This window comes from Acidobacteriaceae bacterium (assembly GCA_035944135.1).
GTDB lineage: Bacteria > Acidobacteriota > Terriglobia > Terriglobales > Acidobacteriaceae > Granulicella.
The window spans coordinates 666402-682238 of record DASZBM010000002.1 but is presented as its reverse complement, the minus strand read 5'-3'; the positions used below and the strand labels follow the sequence as shown (position 1 = coordinate 682238).

The following is a 15837-nucleotide window of genomic DNA, read 5'->3' as shown; positions in this document are numbered from 1 at the left end:
TGGATTGACTTTAGAAGGAGCTGTTGATGATTCACTTTCTCGTCCATGACGCCGCAGACAACGTTGGCGTCGCAGTCGTTGATCTTGAACCAGGCACCGATTGCGTCGGTAGAAACCTTACGGATAACTCAACGTTGAAGGCTCACGCGGAACAAGCAATTCCGCTGGGGCACAAACTTGCGCTCAAGGACTTTGCGGTCGGCGATACCGCAATCAAATATGGCTGTGAAATTGGCAAAATTGTTGCACCGATCAAGGCCGGCCAGCATGTTCACACACACAATCTGAAGACGAAGAGGTGGGCATAGTTATGAAGAACAGAACAGTGCTGGGTTACAGACGAGAGAACGGTCGCGTTGGCGTACGCAATCACGTCATCATTCTTCCTGTGGACGATATTTCGAATGCCGCGTGCGAAGCAGTCGCCAACAACATTAAGGGAACGATGGCCCTTCCCCATGCCTATGGGCGTCTTCAGTTTGGCGAAGACCTGGAGCTGCACTTCCGCACAATGATCGGAACAGGCAGCAATCCAAACGTAGCCGCTGTGGTGGTGATCGGCATTGAAGCCGGTTGGACCAATCGGATCGTGGACGGCATCGCTAAAACCGGAAAGCCTGTGAAAGGGTTCTGGATCGAAAGCAAGGGCGACATCCAGACCATCGCAGATGCATCGCGCCAAGCCAAGGAATACGTGCAGTGGGCGTCTGAGCTGCATCGTACCGAGTGTGGCCTGGAAGAGCTGTACATCAGCGTGAAGTGCGGAGAGTCTGACACAACTACCGGTCTTTCAAGCTGCCCGACGGTAGGCAACGTCATCGACAAGCACTGCGCGCTGGGTGGTACGGCGTCGTTCGGCGAAACAAGCGAACTCACTGGAGCGGAGCACATCGTCGCAGCTAAGGCTGCCAATGAAGAGGTTCGCAAAGAGTTCGTCGCTGCGTTCGAGGATTATACGAAGCTTGTCTTTGACCAGAAGACGAATGATCTCTCAGAATCGCAGCCGACAAAAGGAAATATCGCAGGCGGCCTGACGACGATCGAAGAGAAGGCTCTCGGCAATGTTGAGAAGCTGGGCAAGAAGACGAAGTTCGTCGGCTGCCTGAAACCAGCTGCCGAACCTGACAAACCAGGGTTGTGGTTCATGGACACCTCCAGCGCGGCGGCCGAAGCCGTGACGCTCTGGGCTGCGTCTGGCGCCGTGGTCCACCTCTTCCCGACGGGACAAGGCAACGTGATTGGTAACCCCATTGAGCCTGTTATCAAGCTGAGTGGCAATCCGAAGACGGTCGCGACAATGTCTGAGCACATCGACCTTGATGTCTCTAAGATCCTCCAGGGCGAGATGACACTCGATCAGGCCGGCGATGCCCTGCTTGACATGATCGTCCGGACAGCGAACGGTCGCCTCACCGCTGCCGAAGCGCTCGGCCATCGTGAATTCTCGATGACCAAGCTTTATCGCAGTGCATAGACAGCCCAGAGCAATCAGTCGATGAAACGATATCAGCCGTCCTACCTGCGGCAAATTACAGCCCGACTTGCCGAACGCGTCGGCGTCTCAGCCGAGGACGCGAGTATCTTTGCTCGCGTCCTCATCGACGCCGATATGCATGGTACGTCGACACACGGTATTTCAAGGCTGAACATCTATCTGGAGCGAATCAACAAGGGCCTTATAAACCCACACGCAACGCTTTCAGTCGATCGCGAGCGTGGCAGTGTTCTTGCACTCGACGCTGGCAACGGACTCGGGCAGGTGCAAGCGGTCAAGTCTCTTGAACTTCTGATTCCCTTAGCAAAGACGAACGGCGTTGCTGCAGCGACCATCCGGAATTCGCAACACTTTGGTGCTGTCTCCTACTACTGCAACTATGCCGCCGAGCGCGGGATGATTCTGCTCGCAATGACGAATTGCGAGCCCGCGATGTCTCCGACCGGCGGCTACGAACCATTCTTCGGCACGAATCCGATCGCTGCATCCTTCCCGCGGAAGAGTGGCCCCCCTGTCAAGGTGGACTTGGCCACTTCGATAGTTGCCAGAGGAAATATCATCGCCGCGAACAAGAAAAAGCAGCCGATTCCTGAAGGATGGGCTCTCAGCAGAACAGGACAGCCAACCACCGACGCAGCCGAGGCTCTGCTCGGTACCGTTCAGACAATGGCGGGGCACAAGGGGTATGCATTAGCCCTCATGGTGGAAGTTTTGAGCGGCGTCTTATCCGGGGCCGCGATCGGGTCAAATGTCGGATCGATGTACAAAGATCTTGATCGTAAGCAAGATGTAGGTCATTTCTTCTGCCTCCTGGATATTGACGCTTTTATAGATAGAGATAAATTCGACGATCGAATGGACTGGATGGTCGAACGCCTGAAGGCTAATAAAAAGCAGCCAGGTTTCGAAGAAATCCTGGTTCCAGGAGAGCGGTCGGCACGTGCGGCCACACAGAGTGCACGTGACGGTATAGCGCTAAGCAAGGAAACTGTCGCTGAGCTCGAAAGGTGGTGCGAACGCTTCGGCATCTCCTTCGAGTCCGACGGAATGGAAACGAAAGATGCCTGACATCCTGATTTCTGAAGATATCCGTGGCAGCGCCGTAGATTCTCTCACAAAGCGCTTCGATGTCGTGACCATGCCGCAGCTATGGCGTGATCCCGCGGGACTCGCGAAGGAGATCGCGAATGTACGCGCATTGATCATTCGCAATCAAACGCAAATCACTGCAGATCTCCTGGGCCACGCGAAGGACTTGGTTGTCCTCGGCCGCGCCGGTGTTGGTCTCGATAACGTTGATGTCAGGGCTTGTGAGGAAGCTGGCGTCATCGTGACTTCGACGCCGGAGCAGAGCACTATCAGCGTTGCGGAGCTCGCCATCGGCATGATGATTTCGCTGGCAAGACACATTCCTGCTGCAGATACCGACACAAAGCAGGGACGCTGGAATCGTCAGCGTTTTATGGGAATTGAGCTGCATGGAAAGACTTTTGGGATTATCGGAGCCGGCAAAATTGGGCTCGCAAGCGCCCGCAGAGCCCACGCCTTCGGAATGAAGATCCTGGCGCACGATCCATTATTGAGCCGCGACAATGTATCCCTCGCTGAGCTCAGTGCCGAGCTCGTCACACTTCAAGAACTGCTCACACGTGCAGATGTCGTCTCCTGCCATCTGCCTTCTACACCGAAGACTAATCGACTTCTCAACGCCGCCGCGTTCGCGCAAATGAAATCTTCCGCCTTCTTCATCAACACGTCACGAGGAGAGGTCGTCGATGAAGCTGCGCTGTTCGACAGTCTGAAGTCAAACAGAATCGCCGGCGCGGCCCTGGATGTGCGGGAAAACGAACCGCCGATCGCCGGACAACTCGAGGGCCTGCCCAACGTGCTCTTGACCCCGCACGTCGCGGCCCTGACACATGAAGCGCAGGCGCGCGTCACTCGAGCTATCTGTGACGATGTAGGTCGTGTTCTTGACGGTCAACAACCGCTGAATGCTGTTGTGAATCCGAGGCTCGCAAGGGACGGCTCTCACAGGAACTGAGAACCTTCAGGCCTTTCCGGAAAGCCTGAGGCTGCGCTAATAACACGCCTGCCTAGTCGCGCCTTCCCCTACGAGGCCAAAAACGGATAGTGTAAAAGGCGCCAATCAGCGTTAGCAGAACTCCAGCCCAGAGGTTCAGATGTTCATTCGCCAGAACAACAGGAGCTGGATGGGAATAATTCGCGATGCTGACGACTAGGATAATTAGGCCGTACACGAGCAGCAGCGCTCCAATGAACAACCATACGGAGAGCATCTGGTGATGGTGATGTTTCATCGTGTTGATCCTCGCTATTGCACTGATTACCAGAACAAGAACTGAAGTACAGCGAACAGAACCGCAACGCCGACTCCCCAGAAAATTGGCCGTTTATACAGAGGAACATCGCCGTCGCTGGGTATATCAGTGTAGGCGTAAACGAGTCCTTGTAGCTCGGAAGCGGGTTTTCCAGTGGTGAACATGCTTACAACAACCGTTACCAGCACGCAGATAATCCATGACCACAAAGCCCGGTACAAATTCTCCGCCATTGGTTTCGCATCAGGAGAGAGCGCTACGTAACGCAGCCATTCCGGATGTATAACCACCGCTGTGTACATGCCCACCGACGAAACGGTTCCCGCAAGCAATCCCCAGAACCCGCCCTTCGGCGTGGCTCGCTTCCACAGCATTCCCAGAATGACGGTACCGAACAAGGGAGCTATGAAGAAGCTCACCAGAGCCTGCATATAATCCATGATGCTTTTAAAGTGGGTGACCAGATACGCGGTCCCAATACTCACGATCACGCCGACAATCGTGGACCAGCGCCCTACCAGGAGGAAATGTCTGTCTGTACCGCGCTTATGAATGTACGGACGGTAAATGTCATACGTCCACACGGTAGCAAAGGCGCTCACGTTGCCGGCCATCCCAGACATAAATCCCGCGATCAATGCAGTCACGCCGAGTCCAAGCAGGCCAGGTCCGCAGTACCGCGCCAGCATCAATGGCAAGACTTCGTTGTAACTGTGCAACCCAGGCCGCACAGCGCTTTCAGGCACAAGCTTGAATGACAACAAGCCCAGTGCAAGTAGTCCGGGAAGGATAACGATCGCCGGAACAATCATCTTGAAGTAGGACGCAATGATCGGCGCCATCTTCGCAGAGCGGAGATCCTTTGCGGCCATCGCGCGCTGAACAACCAGAAAATCTGTAGTCCAATACCCGAAAGCGATTACGCCACCTAATCCAAAGACGATGCCCGTCCAATGGACTCCCATGGGATTGTCTTTGAAGTGCCCGAGCGTAGACCAGAGGTGCACATAATTTCCTTGCACACGTTCATTGATACGCGCGACAAGACCAGCCCAGCCGCCTGCCTCGATCATTCCGGCAACCGGAATCGTGAGAGCTCCAAGCCAGATAAGGAAGAACTGGAGCACCTCGTTGAAAATCGCCGAATATAGACCGCCGAGCGTTACATAGACCGCCACCGTGATTGAAGACACCCAGATGCTGAAGTGGATGTTCCACCCAAGCACAACCTTCATGACCAACGCCATGGCATACATGTTGATGCCTGACATCAGTACGGTCATGAAGGCGAACGATACACCGCTTAGAGCACGAGTCGCCTCTCCGTACCGTAATTGCAGATAGCCCGGCACAGAATGCGTGTTGGAGATGTAATAGAACGGCATCATCACCAGGCCGAGAAACACCATCGCCGGGAATGCCGCGATCCAATAGAAGTGCGTTGCCAGAATTCCGTACTGATACGCCGCTGCGGCCCACCCCATCAATTCGAGCGCGCCAAGATTTGCGGAAAGGAAGCTGAGCCCCGCCACCCACGCAGACATATCGCGCCCAGCCATGAAGAAGTCTTCACTGCTGCTTCCGGCAAACTTCTGCAGGTAAAAACCAATCCCAAGGACCGTGAGAAAGTAGATCGCAATAATCAGAACATCAGGCGTCGAAAGGGAGATGATCCTACCCGGATTCGCAACATATAACGCGGCAGCACCCAAGGCAAAGTTCATGCACATCTTTCCTTTTAATCAATATTGGCGAAGCAGCTTCCGTCACGCCCCAGCCGTCAGGCCTGGAATATCTTCTCCATCACTACCCACTTCTCGCCGGGTTTCGCTCCCGGTATGGTCTGCTGGTAGTTCCACATGAGCTTCTCCCATTCGCGCATGGCTGGGTTCGCACGAAGTTTTTCGGCCTTCTCCTCGAACGAAAACTCATCAGTGGTGGTAAGCACCATAACCATCCGCGTTCCAGCCAGGTAGATCTCTTCGCTCAATACACCATCGTCCTTAATGGCTTGCAGCACCTCTGGCCAAATGCGGTCCGATTGATGATAACTTTTGTATTCCCCAATGAGCTTTGGGTCATCCTTAAGATCCAGTGCCAAGTAATATGTCTTCACTTTTGCCTATTCCCTTTGGCCTCTACTCCGACAGCACCATCTCTTCACACTCTCGGAAATAATCGATGCTTTGTTTAACCAGAGCATCCAGGCGGGCCTTGTCCGGGCGGCCATGCATAGCCGGATACGGATCTCCGCCGGGACCAAGAGGCTCGAACGTAACGAACCGTCCCTCACGATTGTGCTCTATCAAGTACAGAGCGCGAATAATTGTGGCGATATCCATCGAACCCTCGCCCGCGGCGGAGCGATTGCTATCCGCGAAATGCAGGTTGACCAGCATCTCGCCCGCATCGAGAATCGCGTCTCCAATATGCTTCTCTTCAGACTGCATGTGATAAACATCGCCGTTGATCGACGCAACACCCGCGTGATCGACTAGCCGGATATATCGCTTTGCATCTTGCACGGAATGAACGAAGCTCGTCTCAGCTGCTCTGATCGGCTCTATCGCCGCTCGAATTCCGTATTGCGTAAAGAGGTCTGCACAAAGCCGCAACGTCTCAGCGGACCGCTCCTCCTCAACATCGTCGTAGGCCTTCGCTCGGCCTACGGCCCCGGGAACGACAAGCAAATAGGACCCTCCAACGGCCTTGGTGAAGGGCACTTCCCGTCCGATGTAGTCGATCGCACTCTGGCGACACACCGCACGGTTACTGGCTAAATCGTTGTCCGCTGAGAACATCCCACACACACCTGAAACGCGGAGTCCGTGCTCGTTTAGCGTTTGGAGAGTTTCTTCAACCTTATATCCCAGATCCGGACCGTAGTGATTTCCATGCAGCTCGATGAACTTAACTCCAGAATCACTTAACCTGCGGGCAGAATCCGCAAGGTTCTCGCGGCCAAATCCCCAATTGCTCCAGGAGAGGTTCAAACGCGATTGGAACTTCTCCGGCGACCTCTTCTTCAGATCCAGAAACCGATCCTTGATTGCCTTGTTTTTTTCCTCAAAGTTTTGCAGCCGCATTCACTCCCCCAAGCACTCCTCGCAAAAGAAAAGGCCCGATGCTCACCGGGCACCAAATTCATTGCCTTTGTGATCGCCGACCTCGGGCATCCCTGAATGAACATCCGGCCCGAAGTAACGAAGTGTGACGAGTGGATCCGTTGCCGAATGATTCTCGATCACCACGCCTTCAGCCGCTGCTTCTGCAGAGATGAACACTTCGTCCTGGGTCATTTGACCGAAGCGGATCAGCGCCGGGCAGTCGATGTTCAGTTTGCCGAGACGACCGTGCCCTTGCGTCACGATCAGACCCGACGCACCAGGATCTCGCAGGACACATTTCGCCCCGGGCTGTACCGTCAACTCCTTTGCGCTAAAGCACTGTTTGCCGCCGATGGTGCCATAGACCACCCATCGATCGACGTATCCCTCGCTCGCTGATTCCTCCGCGACAATCGGCTCGATGTAGTGCTTGCTCTTGAAGTTTGCGTCGGTATTACGTTCCCAATCAACCATGTCGACCAGATAGTCGAGGTTCTCATATTCGGATTCCGGAACATCCTGGACCAGCAACTCGCGCTTCACGTATCGGCCGTCCACGAGGGATTGGAACATCGAAAGCACGTCACTTCCCCACTGCGGTTCATACGTCAACAGCGATCCCGGCGCGTGCAGAACTCTCGGTGGCACTAACCATCCGGTTCCAGGCTGCAGGCGATATGCCTTCGCATGATCGAGAATGCCATTGTCGCCGCTGTTCCAATTTGCCAGGCAATTGCGAATATCTTCCCTTGTCGTGCCAGGCTCCAATCCGAAGTACGTATGCGGAAAATTCCCAGAGGTAGCGTTCAGTTGGGGCGGAAAGTAGTAGCCTTCCGGCTTCCCTTCTCTTCCAACCAACCGTGCCTGCTCGTCGCTTTGATGAAGGTGATGCGGAATCGGGCCGAGATTGTCGAAGAACTTGCTGTACACCGGCCAGCGATGATAGCGATTCCAAATGTCTTTGCCGACCAGCCGCTCGCCCTCGGCCTCGACAGCCTCCTTCAGGCTGAACCGCTCCCCTTCGAACTCTACAAAGCTCAGGCCTTCGTCCGGCGTGCGGTTCTCATTCATCGCCATCGTCGTCGACGCGATCCAGCGCTCGTCAATTCCTCCGCGCTCAGCACCGTAGGCATAGATATCGCGTGAATCCAGCTTCAATCTTCTTCCGGGAACAAGATAGGATCTCGGGACCCAGGTTGGCGCAAGCCGCAGGAGCCCCTCACCGGCCTCAATTGCATCGTGAATCTTGCTAACCATCGTCGCGGTCTTCATTCAGTCTTCCTTCCTGATCCCCTGAACTCCCACAACCCCACCGGAAACCGTTTGGGAGAACGGTCTCTCATAGGTACATCAACCTACATGGGGCGTCTGTTGGATGTCAATCAAATGTTTGAGATTCGTTGGCATACGCCGGTGCGTCGACAGCTGATCACCGCTCTGACACTAATCAGTTATATCAAACGGGAGAACCCGGTCTCCGCCGTCTTGACCGAAGGTCTTGCTACACCTGGATTTGTCGAATCGTCACCGCTAGTGAAAATCATGAGATTGAAGCGCAATGGATGGAATGTGCAGGTGCTCCAGGCGCTCAGCCTTTACATGCACAACGCCGTCCTGATTCTGGAGCTTGCCGCACACCTTCAGGAATTTCCCGCTCGTAACGATCCTGCGATCCTGCTCATACAGCTGAGGGTGAATGATGACGTTTGCTATACCTGTCTCATCTTCCATGGACAGGAAGATGAAGCCTTTTGCAGTACCCGGCCTTTGTCGCGCGATGACGGCTCCTGCCGCACGAACGTATGTACCATCCGGACGTTCCCTTAACTCACGCGCAGAAAGAACACCTGTCTGCCGTAGCTCTGCCCGTCTGAACGCCATCGGATGATGGCCGGCGGTTAGCCCTGTCCCTGAGTAATCGGCCACCAATCGTTCTTCTGTGTGCATACGCCTCAATGGGGACGCACCTGTCGGTTCTGTTCCTGCCCCCCGTTTGAGTAGAGGCCCAATTGGCTTGCTGACCTCTTCGATCTGCCAGATAGCATCACGCCGATGCTCGACGCCATCCAGCCAGTTCAAAGCACCGATACGCGCGAGTTGCGCAAGGTCGCTACGGCTGAGGGCAGGGACACGACATGTGAGATCCTCAACACCAAGAAACGCTCCACTCTCTAAGCGCGTCTGGACAAGAGCAGCCGCAGTTTCCGATTTCAACCCTCGAACGTAATTCAAACCGAGTCGCAGAGAAAGTAAGCCTTCTGGCTCGTGCTCAACCGTGCAGCACGTGCCTGATCTCTGCACATCCACCGGCTTGACCCGCAGGCCGTGCCGTTGAGCATCTTTCACCAGCACAGCAGGCGTATAGAAGCCCATCGGCTGATTGTTCAGCATGGCGCATGTGAATGCAGCGAGGTATTTCACCTTGAAATACGCTGAAGCGTAGGCAATCAACGCAAAGCTGGCCGCATGGGATTCAGGGAACCCATACAGTGCGAACGACTGAATGCTCTGCACAATCTCATCCTGTGTCGCTGGCGCAATCCTGTTCTGCATCATGCCTGCGCGGAGCTTTACCATCAGCTCTTCCATGCGCTTCCAGGACCGACGCATCCCGACAGCTTTGCGCAGTTCTTCCGCTTCCGCACCCGAGAAGTTGCCGACCACCATCGCCATTCGCAAAAGCTGCTCTTGAAACAGCGGGACACCCAACGTGCGTCTCAATACCGGTTCCAACTCTGGTAGCGGATATGTGACAGGCTCTTTTTTCTGTCGCCGTCGCATATATGGGTGCATCATCTTGCCAACGATGGGTCCGGGACGAATGATGGCCACCTGCACAACCAGGTCATAAAACCTCCGAGGTTCATTGCGAGGGATCGAGGCCATCTGTGCACGGCTTTCCACCTGGAACATCCCAACCGTATCCGCTTCACAAAGAGTGTCATATACCTCCTTGTCGTCCTGCGGTAGTTGAGCCAGATCGACAGGCTGACCGTAGTGCGCGGGGATTAGCGAAAGACAATCTTTCAGAACCGCCATCATCCCTAAGCCAAGCAAGTCAATCTTAACCAGACCCAGGTCAGCGCAATCTTCCTTGTCCCACTGCACCACGCTGCGTCCTAGCATGGACGCACGTTCCAGGGGCACCACCTTATTGAGGCGCCCCTGGCAAATCACCATGCCGCCGGAATGTTGGCCGAGATGCCGTGGAATGTCCTGCATCCGCTCGCACAGCTCAACATACTTGGCGATGCGCCAATGACCTATGTCAAAGCCCGCATGGTGGAAGTTGTCACCTATCGTCTCGTCCTTCTTGCGCCACTCCCAATGTCCGATGAGTCCAGAGAGACGCCCTAGCGTCTCTTCATCGAACCCCAGAGTCTTGCCTACCTCACGTGCAGCGGACTTTCCTCGATACGTGATGACGTTGGCCGTCATCGCCGCACCAAGTTCGCCATAACGCTGGTACACGTATTGAATCGCTTGTTCTCGCTTGTCGCCTGAAGGAAGATCAAGGTCAACGTCCGGCCATTCGTTCCGGTTCTCGTTGAGGAAACGCTCAAAGAGCAGTTCCATCCCTACCGGATCAATCGCGGTAATCTCCAGTGCATAGCAGACCACGGAGTTCGCTGCGCTTCCTCGCCCTTGAATCAAGATGTCGTTCCTTTTGCAGAAACGAACAATGTCCCACACAATGAGAAAGTAACCAGCAAAACCAAGTTTTTCGATCAGCGCCAGCTCGTGATCGGCCTGTTGTCTGGCACGAGCGTGCAAAGCTGGATCGCGCTTGGGCCTATACCGGCTTTCAATGCCTTCAGCCACACGTTTGCGAAGAAAAACATTCATCGGCTCGCCCGTAGGCGTGTCATAGCGAGGAAACTCATAGCCGAGATCGTGAAGCTCAAACTGCAATCGCTGCGAGATCATGAGAGTGTTTTCGATAGCCTCGGGCAAATCCTTAAAGACTCGCCCCATCGTGCTCGTCTTGCGGACATAACGCTGCGAATTTGTTTGCAACAGCCTGCCGGCTTTATCGAGCGGCACGCGATGGCGGATCGCCGTCAGCACATCCAGAATTTCGCGCTCGTACTGAGTGGCGTATCGAACACCGTTTGTCGCTACGATCGGCAGTCTCAAGCTGTTTGCGATACGCAAAGCCGCCTGGTTACGTTGCTCTTCTGCTCGGTTGCCGTGGCGTTGCAGTTCGATATAGACGTTGTGACGCCCAAAGATTCGGATCAATTGCTCGACACACTCACGGCCTGCCATTTCGCCGCCATCCGCAAGCGCCGCAGCAAGTGGCCCTTCCTCGCCACCGGTGAGACAAAGCAGGCCGTCACAAAACTCGCTCAGATCATTCAGTGCAGCAGCCCCTTCGCATTTTGTCTCCTCGCGCATCTTGAAACGTGTAATGAGCTGGCAAAGGTTCTGGTAGCCAGTCTGAGTCATGCAGAGCAGCGGCAAACGGGAAGGCTCTGACTTGTGTTGATGTGGCAACCAGAGCGGGGGCTGCACACGTGCGCCCATGTCGCGAACCGCTACCTCTGCACCAATATGCGCCTGGACGCCGTTGAGCTTCGCTGAACTATGAAAGCGTGCCGCACCATAAACACCATTGCGGTCCAGCAATGCCATGGCAGGCATATCAGTTTCTACAGCAGCGCGTACCAGGCTCTCAGGTTGCGAGGCGGCTTCCAAAAAGCTGAATGCACTACTGGCATGAAGTTCGATGTATTCGGCTGGCTTAGTCATACAGAGCTTCTATCTGCCAGTGATGGCGAAGAAGATCGTGCGCCAGAATGCAAACCAATGTGTCTCCACCTACATCGGCAGCACACACATCCCAGTCCTCAAACGACCATACACTCGGCGACCACCAGTCTCCGCTTCTGCGCCAGGGCCCGAAAGCTTTCTGCACAATGTAGCGTTTACCCGCAAAAGAGAATGCAGCAGGTCGTGACTCATCGAACCTCACCGTAAGGCGCACTGGTGGACGGCAGCGCCGCAACGCAGTAATCGATCTCTTTTCTTCGTTTGTCTTTACCGTGGCAGAATCGGGAACGGTGAAACGCTCCATTACAAAAGCTTCGGGAGCGTGTGAATCGAGTAATCGGGCGCGTCCTACGCGCTCCTCTCCAACGAGCGCCGCAACACGCGCCAAAGTTACATCCAAGTGCATTGGTTCCGGTGTCTGCGGGGCAAATAACCCGAGCTGCACTTTACTGCGGTCGCCGGGTTCAGCCTTGAGCGAAACCGACATCACACCCGCTGGCGGAGGATTCCCTTGCAAATCCAAATAGATGAGTTTCAACAACACATCACGCTGTGAGACCGGAAGTGCCGGCTTGAGCAGGCGTATATGCTCCCCACCTCCATCTATTCCAAGCGAAATCGTAATGCTGGCTAAGGCAAGTGCGCGATTCCGTGCTCGGGCAAGTAGCTGATCGAGCATCGGACCAAGCACGAAGAGTAGAGAGTCCAAAAGCTCAACCGGCGAATCGAACGCGATGTACTCCGCAAGTGTGAGTGGAGCTTCTTCCGGGACCATCAAATGCCGGCATTCACCTCGCGCCAGCAGACGAAGCTTTTCCCCCTCATGCCCCAGACGTATTACCAGCTCTTTCTCGGGCAAGCAGGCAAGCTCTCCCAAAGAACGCAATCCCCATAGCTCAAGCGTCTCCACCTGCTGCTCCGTCAGCGGAAGCGCCGCGAGAGGAAGGTTTCTCAGGTATTCATTTTCCTGTCCCGGCGGCACAACGATGGGCTTTGCCGCCATAGGTGCAAGACACAAAGCCGTATGAAAATTGGCGCTGGCAGTTATACGCATTGAAAACCTAAGCTTTACGAACGCCCTTGATATCTTGGCCACAACCTCCTGCACCTGACCGAAGATACGATCGGTGCCTGTCATATCGAGCACCACATCCAGTGCCGAGCCACGCGCAGGCGGTACTTCAATGCGAGGTGTAAACCCAGACGCGACTTCCATCACAACGTTCCGTGCGCTGCGCTCCTCCGTCGCAGATTGACGTAGCACACATACACCGCGAAAGCTTTCCAACTCCGTCTTGGTCATGCCATGCGCAATTCCGAGCCGCAAGGCATGCGGGTTCGCACTACACACTTCCTCCAACGGCGGATCACCTGCCATTACAACGACCGCACGTCCCTTCAGCTCCGGGCGCAGACGCAGCAAAGCCTGTGCAGGAAACTCCGACACGTGGATGCACACATAGACAGGTGTCAGGCCCATACGACCTCACTTTTCCAGAATCCTGCGCACTCAGATTGAGGTGCTTTTCGAATAGGAACCACACGCGCCTGCTGTTCAACAAAGCGGTTCCGTTCGGCCTCAGCCTGAAAGCGCACACCTGTCACAACCGCCCCATCCGCTTCCATAATGGCTGGCTGCAAACGCACAACAAGACCTGCACTAGAGCGTGCGCAGGGATGCTGTGTGAGTAACACCAGGCTGCACCTGCTGCGTTCACATGCAGCACGATAGCGAAACCACGTGGCCAGCGGAATCCTCCACGCATATTCTGGCGTCGTACTTCCCAGATCGAACACAATGGATGCAAAGCCACCGTTTGCCAGCAGAAGGTCCGTCGCCCGCAGTGCTTGATCCAGCGCCTTCCAGGGTGCACCCGGGCGCGCTGCTCGGTCTCTTGTTTGGGTTTCAGGCTTCCCTGCGCGCTGTTGTCTGGAAAAAGGCTGCCCGATAACTCGCCGCGGCTGCGGCTCTGCACAACGCGCTGTAATGGCAACCTGAACGTCCCGTCGCGATGGCATACGATCCGTAGGAATCTGCTCTTGCCGATCAACGGCGCGCGCCATTAGAGGACGGTTAGCGGCCCCAGGAGTTCCTACGGCCTTCCGTTCGCGGCGCATTTGATGATCCAGCAGTCCGCCATGTGCACCGAGCATCGCCTGAATAGCCTGAGGCATGTTCCTGCCTTCCGTGCGCGGATGCGGGCTATTGCCGCCCGCAGCTTGTGGCGAAGAGCACGCAACACCTGCAGTGGATACTTCTGGATACATCTCGTTTAGAGCGCCATGCGGTCGCTCTGAAGCGCCGCAACGCACCCAAAGCAACCGCTGCAGGTCTATACCGTTCGCAGCCGCGGACGACGGACTAAAGGCATCGGAAACGTCCACCCATGCACATACGCTTCCCTCGGCGGTGAACCGGCTGAGCAGACGAAGTGCAGCCGTGGTCCGGCCCGAGCACGAGGGTCCGACCAACTCTGTAATAGCGCCCAGAGGTGCACCCCCCTGCGCAACAGCATCGACAGAAGCAATCCCGAACGCCGCGCGCTCCACCGTGCGAACTACGGCGGCAAACGGAGCCGGAACACGCGTCGCTAAGGAATGCTCAATTGCTTGGCTGACGAGATATGCATGCCCTTTCATTCGCCTTATCTTCGCCTATTTGCCCATATAAGGGCAACGTGCCTCACATTTGGGGCAAATGGGCTTGCCGCGGCATGCTGACGGGTCAACTGACCGTATGGATCGAATGAATTAGGGGGAATTGCGGAGGAGTGTAAGACTTTGGCGTCCCCGACGGGATTCGAACCCGTGTTACCGCCGTGAAAGGGCGATGTCCTAGGCCACTGGACGACGGGGACGCAACTCTCTAATTCTACGCTATCGTTGGGTGTTCAGTCGCTAACCGCAATTGTTCATCCCAACCGGGCCGCGCCCGCTCCAGACCCCACAAACGCCCGCGCCTCCGCGTGCTGGTCCACGATGAAATGATCCGTCATGCCGGCGATGTAATCAGCCGCAACCCGCGGCGCTCCGTCAGCCTCGATCTCATGCGCGTATGACTCCGGCAGTTGCTCTGGATGCCGAATCCAAAACTCAAAGAGCTCCGTAACAACAGCCGCGGCTTTCACATGCTCCTGTTCAAGCAGCGGACACGTATACAGCGTGTCGTACAGATATTGCTTCTCCTCCGCGCGCTCGGCTTCTGCCTCCGGTGAAAGTTGCGCTACACGCTCGGGCAGCGCGCGAATGTCTTCCAGATTCTTCGCTTTGCTCGCCAGAACGTTTTCGCCCGTCTGCCGCACAAGATCCAGGACCAATGCCTTCTGCATGCTCTGAAGAGCGTCGTGGAAAACATATTTCTCTTCGGCGTTCGGGTGAGCCTGTCGGACCGTTTCGTACGTGCGCCGCAGGATTCCCACATGCTCGATAATGTGGTCAATTTCCAGCAGTCCTGACTCAACTCCATCGTCGAGATCTGCCGTCAAATACGCAATCTCGTCCGCGAGATCAATTATTTGCGCCTCGAGCGGTGGCCGCTTGTCGAGCAAGTATTCCGCGAGCTCTGGATGCGAGCTCTCCTCGTAGTCGCGCGAGTGCTTGATGATCCCTTCGCGCGTTGCAAGTGTGAGATTGAGTCCCCGGTGACCCGCGTATCGCTGCTCAAAATGTTCAACAATCCGCAGCGCGTGCAGGTTGTGGTCGAACCGCAATCCGTACCGTTGCAGGCATGCATCCAACGCACGTTCGCCCGCGTGGCCAAACGGCGGATGCCCGATATCGTGCGCCAAGGCCAGCGTCTCAGCGAGATCTGCATTGAGCCCCAGGGCCGCAGCCACTTGCCGCGCGACCTGCGCGACCTCAATCGTATGCGTCAGCCGGCTGCGAAAATGATCTGAGGCTCGACTGGTAAAGACCTGCGTCTTCCCCGCCAGTCGGCGAAACGCGCGCGACTGCACGATGCGGTCGCGATCCCGCTCAAATGGAGAGCGGCCATCACCCGCCGGTGCCGGAAATACTCGCACCGCAAGACGACGCTCTTCGGCGCCGAAAACGCCGCAGTCGTGCAGATCGAATCTCACCGAGTTCAGTCTAATCGCCTTTGGATGAGCCGCATTCACCC

General features: G+C 55.7%; 11 protein-coding genes and 1 tRNA gene. 4 read left to right on the top strand and 8 right to left on the bottom strand.

Translation table 11 applies throughout. The features are described 5' to 3' along the window. Positions 1-26: 26 nt before the first annotated feature. The 4 genes from VGU25_05560 to VGU25_05545 are packed head-to-tail and all read left to right on the top strand — an operon-like array spanning position 27 to position 3539. Positions 27-308, top strand: a complete 282-nt coding sequence (locus tag VGU25_05560) for a UxaA family hydrolase (protein HEV2576658.1) — start codon at positions 27-29, stop codon at positions 306-308. 2 nt (positions 309-310) lie between these two features. Beyond that, positions 311-1474: a UxaA family hydrolase gene (locus VGU25_05555; GenBank protein ID HEV2576657.1), complete on the top strand. Its 1164-nt coding sequence runs from the start codon at positions 311-313 to the stop codon at positions 1472-1474. A gap of 21 nt (positions 1475-1495) precedes the next feature. Next, a complete protein-coding gene (locus VGU25_05550; GenBank protein HEV2576656.1) occupies positions 1496-2563 on the top strand; it encodes an Ldh family oxidoreductase in 1068 nt (355 codons plus the stop codon). Next, positions 2556-3539 carry a hydroxyacid dehydrogenase gene (locus VGU25_05545; GenBank protein ID HEV2576655.1) on the top strand — a complete coding sequence of 328 codons (984 nt, stop codon included), beginning with the start codon at positions 2556-2558 and terminating at the stop codon, positions 3537-3539. The genes VGU25_05550 and VGU25_05545 overlap by 8 nt, the downstream gene beginning before the upstream one ends. A 303-nt stretch (positions 3540-3842) precedes the next feature. Here the strand turns inward: VGU25_05545 and VGU25_05540 are convergent, their stop codons facing one another. From VGU25_05540 to dgt, 8 genes are all read right to left on the bottom strand, one after another. Continuing rightward, a complete protein-coding gene (locus VGU25_05540) occupies positions 3843-5561 on the bottom strand; it encodes a sodium:solute symporter family protein (protein HEV2576654.1) in 1719 nt (572 codons plus the stop codon). A gap of 56 nt (positions 5562-5617) precedes the next feature. After that, the gene (locus VGU25_05535; protein ID HEV2576653.1) at positions 5618-5938 is read right to left on the bottom strand and encodes an L-rhamnose mutarotase; all 321 of its coding nucleotides are present in this window, start codon (positions 5936-5938) and stop codon (positions 5618-5620) included. 37 nt (positions 5939-5975) lie between these two features. Next, on the bottom strand, positions 5976-6923 hold the full coding sequence (locus VGU25_05530) for a sugar phosphate isomerase/epimerase family protein (protein ID HEV2576652.1): 948 nt from the start codon (positions 6921-6923) through the stop codon (positions 5976-5978). Between the two features lie 42 nt (positions 6924-6965). Then, positions 6966-8021: a hypothetical protein gene (locus tag VGU25_05525; GenBank protein ID HEV2576651.1), complete on the bottom strand. Its 1056-nt coding sequence runs from the start codon at positions 8019-8021 to the stop codon at positions 6966-6968. A gap of 453 nt (positions 8022-8474) precedes the next feature. Then, positions 8475-11696, bottom strand: a complete 3222-nt coding sequence (locus VGU25_05520) for an error-prone DNA polymerase (GenBank protein ID HEV2576650.1) — start codon at positions 11694-11696, stop codon at positions 8475-8477. Then, positions 11689-13197, bottom strand: coding sequence for a DNA polymerase Y family protein (locus tag VGU25_05515; GenBank protein ID HEV2576649.1), 1509 nt, complete (start codon positions 13195-13197; stop codon positions 11689-11691). The genes VGU25_05520 and VGU25_05515 overlap by 8 nt, the downstream gene beginning before the upstream one ends. 1302 nt (positions 13198-14499) lie before the next feature. After that, positions 14500-14575, bottom strand: a tRNA-Glu gene (locus VGU25_05510). Between the two features lie 54 nt (positions 14576-14629). Continuing rightward, a complete protein-coding gene (gene dgt / locus VGU25_05505; protein ID HEV2576648.1) occupies positions 14630-15796 on the bottom strand; it encodes a dNTP triphosphohydrolase in 1167 nt (388 codons plus the stop codon). Positions 15797-15837: the final 41 nt, after the last annotated feature.

Bases quoted from the DNA above. Each gene is read 5' to 3' on its own strand.
- VGU25_05520 (HEV2576650.1), bottom strand. From the start codon at position 11,696: ATGACTAAGCCAGCCGAATACATCGAACTTCATGCCAGTAGTGCATTC.
- VGU25_05525 (HEV2576651.1), bottom strand. From the start codon at position 8,021: ATGGCGATGAATGAGAACCGCACGCCGGACGAAGGCCTGAGCTTTGTA.
- VGU25_05540 (HEV2576654.1), bottom strand. From the start codon at position 5,561: ATGAACTTTGCCTTGGGTGCTGCCGCGTTATATGTTGCGAATCCGGGT.
- VGU25_05555 (HEV2576657.1), top strand. From the start codon at position 311: ATGAAGAACAGAACAGTGCTGGGTTACAGACGAGAGAACGGTCGCGTT.
- VGU25_05560 (HEV2576658.1), top strand. From the start codon at position 27: ATGATTCACTTTCTCGTCCATGACGCCGCAGACAACGTTGGCGTCGCA.
- VGU25_05515 (HEV2576649.1), bottom strand. From the start codon at position 13,197: ATGGGCCTGACACCTGTCTATGTGTGCATCCACGTGTCGGAGTTTCCT.
- VGU25_05530 (HEV2576652.1), bottom strand. From the start codon at position 6,923: ATGCGGCTGCAAAACTTTGAGGAAAAAAACAAGGCAATCAAGGATCGG.
- VGU25_05550 (HEV2576656.1), top strand. From the start codon at position 1,496: ATGAAACGATATCAGCCGTCCTACCTGCGGCAAATTACAGCCCGACTT.
- VGU25_05545 (HEV2576655.1), top strand. From the start codon at position 2,556: ATGCCTGACATCCTGATTTCTGAAGATATCCGTGGCAGCGCCGTAGAT.